The following is a 13255-nucleotide window of genomic DNA, read 5'->3' as shown; positions in this document are numbered from 1 at the left end:
CGCTCCCCTTCGTCCTGATCTGTGGACAGTATGGCCGAGATCAGGGTGCGCCCGCGTGCGTGCTCGACCGACACTTGGACAGACCGAGAAATTCGCAGCAGCGACGAGCAGAGCAGGTACCGATGAACACGATCATTGCCGGTGTGAAAATCCCCGATTCGAAGATGGCTGCCGACGCCACCGAACTCGTCCGAGATACGGCGTCCGAGTTACTGTTTCACCACTCGCGACGCGTCTTCCTCTTCGGATCGCTGCAAGGCGCGCGTTTGGGACTGCACGCCGACCCCGAATTGCTCTACGTCGGCGCCATGTTTCACGACCTGGGGCTCACCGAGAAATTCCGGGACAGTACGGCGCGATTCGAATTGGACAGCGCGGACGAAGCGCGGCGATTCCTCACCGGCTACGAAGTCGACGAAACCGACATCCGCAAAGTGTGGGAAGGCATCGCTCTACATACGACGCCCGAGGTCCCCTCGCGGCTGGAGCCCGAAATCGCCTTGGTGACAGCGGGTGTGGAGACCGATGTACTCGGAATCGGATACAGCGAACTCGACCAGGCCGACATCGACGCCGTCACCGCGGCCCACCCCCGTCCGGATTTCAAGAATCAGATCTTGAAGGCCTTCACCGACGGCTTCAAGCACCGTCCCGAAAGCACGTTCGGGACGGTGAACGCTGACGTACTCGAACATTTCGTGCCGGGATTTCGGCACATCGATTTTGTCGAGGTCATCCAGAACTCGGCTTGGCCCCAATAGAATTCGCAGTCATTTGGCCGCCTCACTCATCGCAGCGGCATCTTCTGCCCCGAACTTTTCCTCGAGGGTCTCCGGCGAATAGTCGAGGTCGATCTCGGCGACGTCGCGCCCGCGTGCAGACTCGATCGCCGAAAGTCGGCGCTGCGCACGGTCTGCGGCATACTCGAGGAACTCCTGATTGTCCAAACCGAACGGCTGCACCTCGAATTGATCGTTGACCCAGTTGATCATTCCGAGGGCCATGGGCATGAGTTCACCCATCCGCTGCTGGACGACGTCCCAGTTGTGATCGTCGGCGGCGACGTGCCTTCGGCAGGTGAACGTTCCCCAAGCCATGTGCCGTCGTTCGTCGTCACCGATCTTTCGCACCAATTGCTGCATGCCAGGGAGGATTCCGCGCGTCGCACAAACTTTCTGCCAGGCGTAGTAACCCGTCAACGCCAGACTGCCCTCGATGACGTGGTTGTACGTGACGCTGGCACGCACCTGGTTGACCGGGCTGGGGTCTGTCTCGAGAATGCGTAGCGACGACGGCAGCTCCTCGTAGAACAGTTGCCGGTAGTACGGATTGTCAGCGACGTAGGAATGCAGGTCACTGGTCAATCCCACTTCGTCCATCCACAGCCGAAACACCTGGGTGTGCTTGGCTTCCTCGAAACAGAACTGCGTCAAGTACATCTCGTCGCCGAATCGTCCCTCGGTCGACATTGCTTTCATGAACGGTTGAATGTCTTCGGTGACGGCTTCTTCACCGGCGATGAACTGCGCACACAGGAAGGTGGCGCTGCGCTGTTGTTCGCTGGTCAGCTCCTGCCAGTCACGGGCATCCTGCGAAAAATCGAGGTCGGTTGGGTTCCAGAATTTGGCGTTTCCCTTGGTGAACAATCGGAGTGGGAACGAATCCCAGTTCAACCCTCCCGACCGAAGAGAACTGAAACCTTCTCGCCCCGGCGAGGTGACAGTCATGACATTCCTTCTTCCCGAACCGAAGACAGATGCCCCACCAGCATGCCCGCAGAACTGAAACGTGAATCAGTTTTGACGAAATTCGATCTATTCCTTCAAGGAAACACCCTTGGTCTCCATCACTGCGAAGAGCTTGGCGTTCATCTGAGCTGCCAGATCCGGCCGATACGAACCGATGTTGAGCGGATTGGCGAGATTGTTCAGTTCCAAGGGGTCGGCTTGTAAGTCGTACAGTTCGTATTGCGGCGCAGCAACTCCCGCAGGATCGAAGTACATCGTGTACTTCCAGCGGCTCTCGCGTATGCACCGAATGTGGTTGGGCTGCGTGACGATGTTCTGACCGTCGGGCGTCGCACAGTTCTGATCGTCGTAGGTGAACAGAATCGTGTCCTGAACCTGCGTGCTGGGACTTTGCGGATAAGCGGCAGCGTCGACGATGACCGGTGTCAGATCGGTACCCAGGAAGTTCCACGATTGACGCGCAGGCGCTTGGGCGAGCGTGGCGAGAGTGGGCATCACGTCGATCAACGACGCCAGGGCGTCGGTGCGAACGGGTTCGGGAAACAGCAAGGGGTTGCTGATGACCAGTGGAACGCGCAGTGTTTCCTCGTAGGCGTTGAACACTTTCTGCCGCAAACCTCCGTGGCTCATCCCCATCTCCCCGTGATCGGACATCCGAACGATCACCGTGTCGTCGAGCATCTGTGGAGTGGCTTCGATCGCGTCGAGCACGCTGCCGATGTGTTCGTCGACCACCTTGTGCATATAGGCGTAGAAGTTGATGTAGTTACGCGCCTGATCGGGTCCGAGCAGCGGCCCGAGCCCGGCTGCCAACAGCAGTTCCGACTGAACCTGGGCTGTCGGTTTGTGATTGAGCGCCAGGATCTCGTCGAAGGTGGGCGGCAAGTCGATACCCTGCTCGAAGGCGCCCGGCGCGTCCGATCCGTAGTTGTCGCACGTGCCGTTCATCGCGTTCCACGTCTGGGGGTACGCGAGGACATCGTGCGGGTTCACGAACGAGACGATCAGCGCCCAAGGCTGTCCGGATGTGACTGCGGGTCCGGAGAGGAACTCGACAGCTTCCTCGGCGACACGGCGATCATGGTCTGCGCACCCGCCACCGAAGTGATCCGGATTGGTGTCCTGGCCCGCGTCCGGCGGAATCCACCCCTCGAAGCCGAATCCTGCCACGTCCTCGCTTGTCGGATCACCACCCTCGACGCCTTTGCTCAGATGCCATTTCCCCCGGTACTGGACGTTGTAGCCGGCCGACGCCAGCAGCTTTGCCATGTTCTGTTCGGAGACCTGCAACTGTGGCTCGGTGGGTGAGACAGTGCCACCTTCGGTGAGCGTTCTGGTGACCCCGTGCTGCGCGGGGTAGAGGCCGGTGAAGAACGTACTGCGACTGGGCGAGCACATCGCGGTGTTGCACACTGCCTGGTCGAAACTCAGCCCGTGATCGGCAATCCTCTTGCGGTTGGGCAGATTCTGTTCAGCCCAGCCTTGGGGCCAGTACATCGACCGGCGTTCCTGATCGGTGATGATGACAACGATGTTGGGTTTCTGCGGAAACCGATCGGCGGGTGCTGCTTGTACCGGCACCGCGCTCACCGCGCCGGCCGCGACGTCTGCCACTCCCGCGAGGACAAGGGCACCGACGCCACCGAGGAACGTCCGGCGCGGCAATGAATGACAATGCGGGGCTGGAACGTTCTCTGGGTTCACGGGCGTCGTCCTCTCGGAGGCGTTGTCGCCCCAGAGTTGACCGAATCACTCTTCGCTACACATGCGCGAGCAAACTGCCCGTGCGCTGATCAGTTCGATAACCCGATCCGCACAGCGCAGCGGATCCGGTGTCCGGCCGATACCGAGGGTGTCGACTATCGAAATCGTCCTTCGCACATCAGCCTCCTCGACACCCCACGACCAACCGAAGTCGTGATTCCAGAGCAGAACTGCGTTCTTCCCCGGATGGTGCCTGGCATGAACGGGAAGGACGATCACCGCATCCATGCTCGGCCCCTGCGGCCATCGGACGGTCTCACCGTGAACGGACCGTGCTACCGCGTCGATGTATTCGTGTGCGGACCAGTCGTTGCCGTTGGTATGCATGGAAGTACATTCGGTGCCACACACGTTTCGGATGGGTTCTTGGCATCACCGATCGAGTATTGCGCTTTCAGGAAATGAACGGCAACACAACGGATTCGAATTGGCGATGACCGTCGCGGTGGACACTGTGGCCGGTACGGAAAGAGACCAATTCGCAGCGTGCGACGGTGGCTGCAACAGCGTCGAGGCGAACAGGATCCACCATCCCGCCCAGACCTCCACGCAGGAACAACATGTCAGCCTCGATGAGCGGCAACCGATCCCACCACTGCGGATCCGGTCGGCGGAACTGCTCGAGCGCGGACCGCGTCATCGAGCGATCGAACGTCAACGCGGCTCGCGGATGCCGCACCAAACTTGTTGTGGCGTGCCACAGTTCTGGGACACTCGGCAATTTCCTCGCGAACACCTGTTCCGGGTCACCCGCACGTAGTGGTAACGGCGCTTCCTCGATGACCAACTTCCGCACCGCAGTGGGACGTTTCTGCGCGATCAACGACGCCGCGTGCCCGCCGAGCGAGTGGCCGACCAGATCCACCTGCTCGAGTTCGAGATGATCACACACGTCCATGACGTCGTCCGCGAACTCCTCGAACAGATACGACGACGCACGAGCGCTCCGGCCGTGGCCGCGAAGGTCGACCGAGACAACTCGCCGGTTGCGTGATCGCAAGGTCCGCGCGAACTTGTCCCAGGTACCGCTGTCGCCGCCCATCCCGTGCACGAGGACTACCGGAGGCAGATCGGCCACACTGGGATGCGAGCCGGAATCGCGGTAGCTGATCTGGACCCCGCCGGCACTTCGTACGTTAGCGACACTCACGAGTTCCCAGGATAGACCCGTCCTCACGGATTGCTGACGCGGTCAGCCGAGGCCGCAACTCCCCTGGTCGCGTGACCTCGTCGTAGCGACCGAGTCCGATCCTCGCGATGTTTCGCAGCGACTCGCTTGCATCGGCGAAGTAGCCGCAATGCCCTCGAACGGCACCGGTACCGAAAACAATGGCTTCGTGCTGCGCCCGAACTGGAGACGGGCCGTGCCCGATGTGGCCGATCTTCACGCGTGGGAAGTAGCGGATCCAGTCCGACGGACCAAGCGCAGCCCAGAGATTTCCGGCAAAGCACAGGTCTTCGCGCGAACTGGTCCCCATCCCCGGACTACCCAGCACCACGCAATCGTCCACTCGCGCCGACGGGAGAGCGAGTCCGCACACCACGGCCCCGTAGCTGTGCCCGACGAGCGTCACATGCGCCGATCGCGGCAGGATACGAGTCAACCGCGCCAGATCTATCGCACCAAGTTCTGCAAGTGTCCGGGAGAACGACTCGAGAAATCCCCACGGCGTCCGATAACCGACCCACACGATCACCGCGACGCGGTCGTTCGGCCCGAGCGTTCGGAGCATCCTTCCCAGTGTCCATCCGCTCGCCCGTGGTCCTGTCGGACGGTTCTCGTCGAAGTAGTTTCCCAGTCCGTTGTCGTTGCCCGGCACGAAGATCATGATGTGCTCGGCTGTGGCGACATCGCCGAACACCTCCACGATCCGGCCTTCGCCGGACTCGTCGTATGCCAGAAGTTGTGCGTCGCGTAGCTCCATCGGCTCGTAGTGAAGTCGATCGGTTCCGGAAACGTCAGCTCGACCCGCCGTTTTCATGACACTCCTCGCGAAGAGTTGCAACGACGAGAATCATTGCAACAGTGAGTTTTTGAATGTCATCAACGCTAGGCGCCCGATGGCGTCAGTGCGATGGCGCCAGCGCCCCTACTGTTCGTACAGTCGACTCGACCATGTCCGGTACAGCTGGCTGTACCTACGAGCTCATTCGTACACGCCCTCCACCGACCATCCACCGCCTTCACAGATCATCAGCAACGCCCGCGATTCCTCCAACAGCACCTGAGCCCGCGCGGCCGTGCGCGCCGAGGCTGCGTCCCACCATCGCTCGTCCACCGGCCAGGGCCCGGCCCATCCCTGCACTGCCCATTCCTTGCTCCCCCACTTCAGCCTTCCCGGCTGCGAGCTGAAGACACCGCGCTCAGTGACGTACACGGCGTTGCCGGCCACATCCTCCAGCCATACCTTGGGATTGTCGACGAAGATCGACCCCGGAGACGGCTGCGGCAGACGACCAGGCCACGGGGCTGTCGGATCATGAGCAGCTACCCGCTCGTCACCCAAGGGCAACAGGGTAATTCGCTCCGAGGGCCCTCGACCACCGCTCAGGACACCGACCTGAACCGATTCGCCGCCCAGAAGACCTTGCACGCGCACCAATGCTCGCCTGGCCCGCTCCTCCTCGTCGCCGACACCGCCCCACAGCCCCAACTGCAAAGCGCCGGCACTGACCACCTCCACCGGTTCCAGACGCAACACCGCTATGCCTGCGGTCGGCCGGGTCCCACTGCGCCCGGTGAGCCAGCCGTCCAGTTGCCATCGCACTCGATCGGCCGTTCCCTCCGGTGTCAGAGGTTCGGCGCAACGCCAAGTCCGAGAAAGATTTTCACCGTTGCCCGTGCTGGCCGAAATCGACAGGCGGGTACACGCCACTGCGGCAGCCGACAATTTGTCGTGCAGGAGACTCGCCAAGGCGCGCCCGGCAAACGCTGCGGCATCCACCCGCTCGATCGACGGATCGTAATGCTGCTCCACTTCCAGATCCGGCGGAAGCGTCCGCGCCGACGGTGGCCGCTCGGGTTCACCGCGCGCCGCACGATGCGCGAGCACCGCATCGGCCCCGAAACGCGAAGCGACGTCCACTGCCGGTAAATCCGCGAAAGCACCGATGGTTCTGATCCCGAGCCTGCGCAGCAGATCCACCAACTCCCCGCGATGCGGCGCAGACAGACTGGGCTCGGCCGCCAACTCCGGCATGGGTAGCGGCGCCAGAAACCGTGCCCCCTCCCCCGGCGGCACCAGCGCTGCCCGGCGCGCGGCAATGACCGCTGTGGACAGTTGATCCGCCACACCCACCTGACTCTCGACGCCCGCAGCAGATGCCTGATCCACCAATCGTTCCGCCGCGGCTTCCTCCGAACCGAAGTACCGACTGACACCTCGCGCACTGAGCACCAACAAACCAGGACGAAGTACCTCGACGCCCGGTGCCACCGCATCAATGGCCGCGGCGACCGGCTCGAACAATCTGGCGTCGCGTTCCGGATCTGCCATCGCCACATACAGTTCCGGGCAGCGGGCCTGCGACTCGCGTCGGCGCAGGCCTCGTCGCACTCCCTCCGCGCGGGCCGTCGCCGAACATGCGATCACCCGATTACCCGAGGTGACCGCGACAGGATGCGTGGCAGGAAGATCGGCAAGCGCTGCCGCTGCCACCGCCGGCCAGTCCGGGCACCACAACGCCAGAACTCTGCTCACAGTGACACCACCCGCGACGACACCACCTGCTCCGACACCACCTGCTCCGACACGGCCTCGACCGGCCGGGAAGGTACCCACTCGACCCGCCCGGCTGCACTACAGATGTCCAGACGCGTGGTCCGGGGCTGGAACGAGCGCCCCCGAGCACGAACCGCGAGGCTCAGGGAACTGAGCCGACCACGCCCCAACTCACGGCCCTGACCGAACCCACCGTAACCATGAACCCGAGCGTCCAACCGAACTTCGGCCCCGTCCCAGTGACCTTCGGTGACAACAAGAGCCGAGCCCTTGCTCCGGGCGCGCGCCACCACCGCTCGCGCACGCGACGGGGATACCGACGCACCCGCCAATCCCAGAATCACCAGATCCATACCGTCGAGCAGCACAGCAGCGATCTCGACCGGATCCGGCCCAGGCGCCGGAATGAGCGCCAGACGTTCCAGTTGCGCACCCATCTCGTACGCCGCCAGCAATCCCAGTCGAGGTTGCCCGATGACTGCCACATGCCCCCGGACGCCGTCACGGACGCGACCAATCCCAAGAGCAAGGAAGCAGCGCCCTCGACGGACACCACGGTTCCGCGCACCAAACCGCCCTGCGGTAGCAATGCCCCGATACCTTCCGGCACTGGGAGAACACCAGCCTTGTGCGCGCGGTTCACGACCGGTATGTCCCGGTCGGCAACACTCTCGAAGGCTGCTGCACTTGTCCCGGAAACACCAGCCACGGAAACACTCGGTCCCGAAAACGACGTATCGCCGCGAGAGGGAATGGACGCGATCTGTCGGCGGAGCTGTGCCAGCCGATCCTGACGGGACAACCCCGCCGCATCTGCCGACAGCTCCACCAACTCGGTCACCTCGGTCATCCCCATCCTCCGGAACACCGGAAAAACTCACTCGGCAGCAATCCATAACCAGCCGGCAAACCGCGGGGAAGTCGGGTCTGACATGCATCCAACGAACAGCAATTTCGAACATATTTTCGAACTGTTTTCAGTAAACCGTGTCACCCCCGACACGTCAAGCAGAGCAAAAAACCCAGTTCACAGGAGCCTCGAGCGTCACAGTGGCATCAATCCATTAACCTTGAGATGTGACAGCTCAGGAGCAGACCGGGAGGGGCATCGGGCCCGAATACCTGCTGGCGGGGCGGTACCGACTCCGCTCCAAGATCGGCGACGGAGGCATGGGCGCCGTCTGGCTGGCCCGCGACACCCTCCTCAGCCGTGACGTCGCGGTGAAACAGGTCACAAGCACGGAAGGCCTCGACACCGAAACGGCCGAAGAGGTCCGTGAACGTACATTGCGCGAAGGCAGGAACGCCGCAAAGCTCACCCACCCCCACTCCATCGCCATGTACGACGTCGCGATCGAGTCCGGTGAACCGTGGTTGGTCATGGAGTACTTCCCCGCCCGCAGCCTCGCCCAGGCGATGAACTTGGCCGACACGTTGCCACCGCTGGAGGTCGCGCAGATCGGCGCGCAGATCGCTGCGGCGCTCACCGAGGCGCACGCCGCCGGCATCGTCCACCGCGACATCAAGCCCGGCAACATCCTGATCGCCGACCGAGGCAAGTCTCTCGGCACCGTCAAGATCAGTGACTTCGGCATCGCCCGCGCAAAGAGCGACGTATCCGACACCCAGGACGAGGTCATCACCGGCACTCCCGCGTACTTTGCACCCGAAGTTGCCCGCGGCGACGATCCCACCGAGGCCAGTGACGTCTTCTCACTCGGGTCGACGCTCTACACGGTGATCGAGGGTCAACCGCCCTTCGGCATCGACTCGGACGCCATCGCTCTACTGCATCGTGTCGCCAAGGCCGAGATCTACCGACCCACCAAGTCCGGACCGCTCACCGACGTTCTCCTTCAGCTCCTCGAGCCGGACCCCACCCGTCGGCCGACGATGGCTCAGGCACGCGACGCGCTCGCTGCAGCCGCGACGGGCGGTGGCACGATCGAGCAGTTGATCGACGCTCCCGTCTACTCGTCCGAAGGCGCCGTGCCGGCGTGGGCTCACCGCACCACACAACTCGCCGACCCACACCGCCGCAATCGCCTGACCGGCTCCACGATCACCGGACTGCCTGCAGTGCAACAGAACACGCCACTGCGGAACGTCCCCAGCCCCATGGACATGTTCTCCTGGCCGCCGCGGATACCGACCGGCCCCGCCGATGCCAGCACCCGCGACAAGGTAGTGGCCTGGGCTCCCCTCGCCATGACAGGCATGGTTGCCGTCATCATCTTGGCCGCACTGATCGTCGTCATCCTGGTATTCACGGCCTGACCGGACGCTCTACGCGGGCAGAATGTTTGCGTTGAGGTGAAACACGTTGTCCGGGTCGTACTTCGCCTTGACGGCGGACAATCGCGCGTACTTCGCCGCACCGTAGGACGCTCGCACTCGGTCCTCGTCGACATCGGTCATGAAGTTGACGTACCCGCCTTGATTGGACGAGAACGGACGCAAGGCTTCCCAGGTCTCACGCACCCACGATCGATCCAATTCCAGTGTCCCGGCATCGGTGGCCGTAGCCGTCATGTTGCACACGTAATGTGGTGTGCGAGAACCACCGAACGCAGTGTCGTCCTCGCCGACGGAGGTGAAAGCTCCCTGCAGCGGAAAGATCGGCATGAAGGACATCGGCGACGATTTCTTGCCCGCTTGCTCGGTCAGAACATCGATCACGGCGTCGGAGAAATCCACCAGGTCCAAGGCCTTCTCATAGGCGTATGCACCCCATGGTTCCGATTCGTCGAGCATCGACTGTAAACCGATGTACGGGAGCGGGGTGACGAACTCGAACAGCGTCGGCACGCCCTCTCGAATCGGCGCAATCGCGTTCGAGTGTTCCTCTTCCGATCCGAAACCGGCTACCAGCAACGCGTATCCGGGCAGCAGGTGAAACTGATCCGGAACAAACGGTGCCGGAGGCGCGGACAAACCGACGGCAACCATCGCTCCGGCATTTCTCGGCAGGGCAGGCACCACTTCGCGGCACAGACGAAGCGCTGCGGGTCCGTCCTCCATCCCCCAGAAGAACAGTCCCAGATGCACTTCCGGACCGATCTCGCTCAGACGGTACTCGAACTCGGTGACCACTCCGAAGTTTCCACCGCCGCCGCGCAGCGCCCAGAACAAGTCGCTGTGATCGTTCTCGGAGGCCCGCACGATCGAACCGTCGGCGAGCACCACCTCTGCCGACACCAGATTGTCGATCGCCAGGCCGAGCGTGCGCGTCAACCACCCCATGCCGCCGCCGAGGGTCAGGCCACCGACGCCGGTATCACTGATCACTCCACCGGTCACTGCCAATCCGTGTTCCTGCGTCGCGGCGTCGAGGTCGGCAATCGTCGCACCACCACCGACCCTGGCTCGCTTCGCGGACGGGGCGACACTGACTACGTTGATCGCACTGAGATCGATCATCACACCGCCTTCACACACCGAGGTACCTCGGTAGGAATGCCCACCACCTCTGACCGAAACCTCCAACGAATGGGCTCTGGCAAATGCAAGTGCCACAGATACATCCGACGCCGACCGGCACCTGGCGATCACCGCCGGACGATGATCGATCTGCCCGTTCCAGATCGACCTGGCGTCGTCGTACTCCGGATCTCGGGGGCTGAACACAGAACCCGTGATCGCCGATTTCAGTGGCGCGAACTCGACCGTCGTCATCATGCACCGCCCTCGTCGGGTGTCGCGGTGAGAAGCAGGTATTCCCACTCCATCACGAACGGCTCGCTTCCGCTGCCGTACTTCTTTGCCAACTCGAGCAGATCGCGATCGAGCGCCTGCGTGCGGTCAGGATCGCCGGCGATGTTCCGGTACACCGCGATGGTCGGGCCGTAATTCTTCTTGAAGAAATCGCGGAAATCTTCCGGCCCGCTGAATGTGTCCACACGAAGTACGTCTTTCCTCGCGGCAACATCGCCGAGCAGATCACGAACATGGTTCTCGTCGCCCCACAAAGGCGCCGGCTGCGAACCAGGAGGCGGGGGCGGTGCATACGGCTTCATCGTTTTGAACATCTCGCCGATGAACCCCGTCGGAGTCCAACTCAGCACTCCGATCTTTCCGCCGGGTCGGCATACTCGCAAAAGTTCGTCCGCGGCGCGCTGATGATGCGGGGCAAACATCACACCGACGCACGAGAGCACTACGTCGAACTCGTTGTCGCCGAACGGAAGAGCCTCGGCATCGGCCTCCTGCCAATCGAGTTCGACACCCGCGAGCGCCGCGGCCTCCCGTCCTGCCACGAACAGTTCGGGAGCCAGGTCGGTGGCGATCACCTGCGCACCCAGCGCAGCCGCCGGAATGGCGGCGTTGCCGGACCCCGCCGCGACGTCGAGCACCCGATCTCCTTTCTGCACGCCGCATTCACGCACCAATACAGGTCCGAGTTCCGCGATGACCTGCGTCGCCACCGCCGGATAGTTACCGAGCCCCCACATTGCCCGGTGCTTGGCCTTCAGCTCCCGGTCCAACCCGAGAGTCCCCGTTGATTCACTCATTACCGTTCTCCTTCAATATTTTTCGTACTCGGAGCCTGACAGCGTTCATGCCGTTACTCCGACGCTACGACGACGGTTCGCTCCTCTCCAGTACGAAATCTGTACCGGAGCACCCCGGACGCCTACGATCGAGAGATGGGGTCCTCGTACCACCAGTTCTGCCCCGTCGCCAAGGCGATGGAGCTACTCGACGAGCGGTGGACACTGCTTCTCCTCCGCGAACTGATCATGGGAAGCGAACATTTCAACGATCTCCGCCGCGGGCTCCCGCGAATGTCACCGACTCTGCTCTCGACCCGGCTTCACCAACTCGCGGTCGCCGGCATCGTGGAGCGAGAAGAAACCGACTGTGTCGTCAGCTATCGTCTGACCGACGCCGGCCGCGAACTGCGCCCTGTGGTCGAAGCTCTCGGCATCTGGGGTACCAGGTGGATCGGTGAACTGGGCGACGAAGATCTGGATCCGAAGCTGCTGCTGTGGGACATGCATCGCCGCGTGGATCATTCCGTGGTGCCTGAAGGCAAGACCGTGGTGCACTTCGCATTCTCCGGAGTACGTGGACATTCGCGGAACTGGTGGCTCGTCATCAATTCCGGTGAGGTGGACATGTGCGATATCGATCCGGGTTTCGACGTTGCAGTGTCGGTCTCTGCGGGCTTGCGACAGATGACCGAGATCTGGCGAGGTAACCTGACCTGGTCGGACGCCATACGGTCCGGTGACGTCACCATTTCTGGGCCTACTGCGTTGCGTCGTAGCCTGCCATCGTGGTTCGAGCTGTCGACTTTCGCGTCGATCCCGCGCCCCGCGTAGCGCGCGCTCACCAGCCCCGTTCCGTCCTGTTACAGAGCTGTTGCAGACCGTGACACCGTCGACGAACGGTGACCACCTGCCGGTGACACTGACCGAGAAGTCTCTGTTGTATGCCCAGCCACCGCGGAATCATCCGCTTCGTCGCACTCGGTGCAGTCGTGCTCGGTGCGGTCGCGCTCAGCTCCTGCTCGTACACAGAAGAAGCACAACCGAAGAGCGGTAACTACCTTGCCACTCAGCCTGATTCAGGACCCTCAGGCGGCGAGATCGAGGACGGCATCAGCTTGCAGGACACTCATGTGCCCGCGCTTGCCCGTCTCGATTCCGCACTGCTCGCGGCGCTCCAGTCGGCAGCGGCCGACGCACAGGCATCCGGCGTGGACATGCACGTCACGTCGGGTTGGCGGTCCGCGGCATACCAACAGCGACTGTTCGACGAAGCCGTCGTCAAGTACGGCAGCGTGGACGAAGCGTCCAAGTGGGTGCACTCGCCGAGCCTGTCCAAGCATGTCAGTGGACAGGCCGTCGACATCGGACCGACCGACGCCGACGACTGGCTCATTCAGCACGGCAGCGATTACGGCCTCTGCCAGACCTACGCCAACGAGATGTGGCATTTCGAATTGGCAACCACTCCTGGCGGGGAATGCCCGCCACAACTGAGCAACCCCTCGGACGAGAGAGCGGAAGGCTGATC

General features: G+C 62.7%; 12 protein-coding genes and 1 pseudogene. 4 read left to right on the top strand and 9 right to left on the bottom strand.

Features of this window, described 5'->3' with window-relative positions; translation table 11 throughout:
• Positions 1–122: 122 nt before the first annotated feature.
• A complete protein-coding gene (locus EHW12_RS09745) occupies positions 123–761 on the top strand; it encodes an HD domain-containing protein (protein WP_007727481.1) in 639 nt (212 codons plus the stop codon).
• Positions 762–770: 9 nt separating this feature from the next.
• Here the strand turns inward: EHW12_RS09745 and EHW12_RS09740 are convergent, their stop codons facing one another.
• The 7 genes and pseudogenes from EHW12_RS09740 to EHW12_RS09710 all read right to left on the bottom strand — a co-directional run bounded on the left by EHW12_RS09740 (position 771) and on the right by EHW12_RS09710 (position 8084).
• Positions 771–1727, bottom strand: coding sequence for a R2-like ligand-binding oxidase (locus EHW12_RS09740; RefSeq protein ID WP_003940790.1), 957 nt, complete (start codon positions 1725–1727; stop codon positions 771–773).
• Positions 1728–1814: 87 nt separating this feature from the next.
• On the bottom strand, positions 1815–3452 hold the full coding sequence (locus EHW12_RS09735) for a sulfatase-like hydrolase/transferase (RefSeq protein ID WP_125050549.1): 1638 nt from the start codon (positions 3450–3452) through the stop codon (positions 1815–1817).
• 45 nt (positions 3453–3497) lie between these two features.
• Complete coding sequence (locus EHW12_RS09730; protein WP_003940902.1) at positions 3498–3839, bottom strand: DUF6292 family protein; 342 nt, start codon at positions 3837–3839, stop codon at positions 3498–3500.
• Between the two features lie 67 nt (positions 3840–3906).
• Positions 3907–4662 carry an alpha/beta hydrolase gene (locus tag EHW12_RS09725; protein ID WP_030535116.1) on the bottom strand — a complete coding sequence of 252 codons (756 nt, stop codon included), beginning with the start codon at positions 4660–4662 and terminating at the stop codon, positions 3907–3909.
• The gene (locus EHW12_RS09720) at positions 4649–5494 is read right to left on the bottom strand and encodes an alpha/beta hydrolase (RefSeq protein ID WP_125050548.1); all 846 of its coding nucleotides are present in this window, start codon (positions 5492–5494) and stop codon (positions 4649–4651) included. Before EHW12_RS09720 ends, EHW12_RS09725 begins: the two co-directional genes overlap by 14 nt.
• Positions 5495–5659: 165 nt before the next feature.
• The gene (locus tag EHW12_RS09715) at positions 5660–7213 is read right to left on the bottom strand and encodes a DNA polymerase Y family protein (protein ID WP_047270190.1); all 1554 of its coding nucleotides are present in this window, start codon (positions 7211–7213) and stop codon (positions 5660–5662) included.
• Positions 7210–8084: pseudogene (locus EHW12_RS09710) on the bottom strand (hypothetical protein). Before EHW12_RS09710 ends, EHW12_RS09715 begins: the two are co-directional and overlap by 4 nt.
• Positions 8085–8311: 227 nt before the next feature.
• Between EHW12_RS09710 and EHW12_RS09705 the strand changes: the two are divergent.
• Positions 8312–9511, top strand: coding sequence for a serine/threonine-protein kinase (locus tag EHW12_RS09705; protein WP_003940952.1), 1200 nt, complete (start codon positions 8312–8314; stop codon positions 9509–9511).
• A gap of 9 nt (positions 9512–9520) precedes the next feature.
• Here the strand turns inward: EHW12_RS09705 and EHW12_RS09700 are convergent, their stop codons facing one another.
• Both EHW12_RS09700 and EHW12_RS09695 read right to left on the bottom strand, forming a co-directional pair.
• A complete protein-coding gene (locus tag EHW12_RS09700) occupies positions 9521–10912 on the bottom strand; it encodes an FAD-binding oxidoreductase (RefSeq protein WP_047270191.1) in 1392 nt (463 codons plus the stop codon).
• The gene (locus tag EHW12_RS09695; protein WP_007727495.1) at positions 10909–11745 is read right to left on the bottom strand and encodes a class I SAM-dependent methyltransferase; all 837 of its coding nucleotides are present in this window, start codon (positions 11743–11745) and stop codon (positions 10909–10911) included. Before EHW12_RS09695 ends, EHW12_RS09700 begins: the two co-directional genes overlap by 4 nt.
• 135 nt (positions 11746–11880) lie before the next feature.
• Here EHW12_RS09695 and EHW12_RS09690 point away from each other — a divergent pair, with 135 nt between their 5' ends.
• Together EHW12_RS09690 and EHW12_RS09685 are read left to right on the top strand one after the other, a co-directional pair.
• The gene (locus EHW12_RS09690; protein ID WP_003940889.1) at positions 11881–12558 is read left to right on the top strand and encodes a helix-turn-helix domain-containing protein; all 678 of its coding nucleotides are present in this window, start codon (positions 11881–11883) and stop codon (positions 12556–12558) included.
• Positions 12559–12668: 110 nt separating this feature from the next.
• Entirely contained in the window at positions 12669–13253 is a 585-nt protein-coding gene (locus tag EHW12_RS09685; RefSeq protein ID WP_003940687.1) for a M15 family metallopeptidase, read from the top strand.
• Positions 13254–13255: the final 2 nt, after the last annotated feature.

The sequence above is a fragment of the Rhodococcus sp. NJ-530 genome (genome assembly GCF_003860625.1).
GTDB lineage: Bacteria > Actinomycetota > Actinomycetes > Mycobacteriales > Mycobacteriaceae > Rhodococcus_F > Rhodococcus_F qingshengii.
The sequence above is the reverse complement of the archived record's forward strand: the minus strand, read 5'-3'. Positions and strand labels throughout refer to the sequence as shown.

Coding starts and splice junctions, on each gene's coding strand:
- EHW12_RS09740 (WP_003940790.1), bottom strand. CDS start 1,727: ATGACTGTCACCTCGCCGGGGCGAGAAGGTTTCAGTTCTCTTCGGTCG.
- EHW12_RS09685 (WP_003940687.1), top strand. CDS start 12,669: ATGCCCAGCCACCGCGGAATCATCCGCTTCGTCGCACTCGGTGCAGTC.
- EHW12_RS09690 (WP_003940889.1), top strand. CDS start 11,881: ATGGGGTCCTCGTACCACCAGTTCTGCCCCGTCGCCAAGGCGATGGAG.
- EHW12_RS09730 (WP_003940902.1), bottom strand. CDS start 3,839: ATGCATACCAACGGCAACGACTGGTCCGCACACGAATACATCGACGCG.
- EHW12_RS09720 (WP_125050548.1), bottom strand. CDS start 5,494: ATGAAAACGGCGGGTCGAGCTGACGTTTCCGGAACCGATCGACTTCAC.
- EHW12_RS09745 (WP_007727481.1), top strand. CDS start 123: ATGAACACGATCATTGCCGGTGTGAAAATCCCCGATTCGAAGATGGCT.
- EHW12_RS09700 (WP_047270191.1), bottom strand. CDS start 10,912: ATGATGACGACGGTCGAGTTCGCGCCACTGAAATCGGCGATCACGGGT.
- EHW12_RS09695 (WP_007727495.1), bottom strand. CDS start 11,745: ATGAGTGAATCAACGGGGACTCTCGGGTTGGACCGGGAGCTGAAGGCC.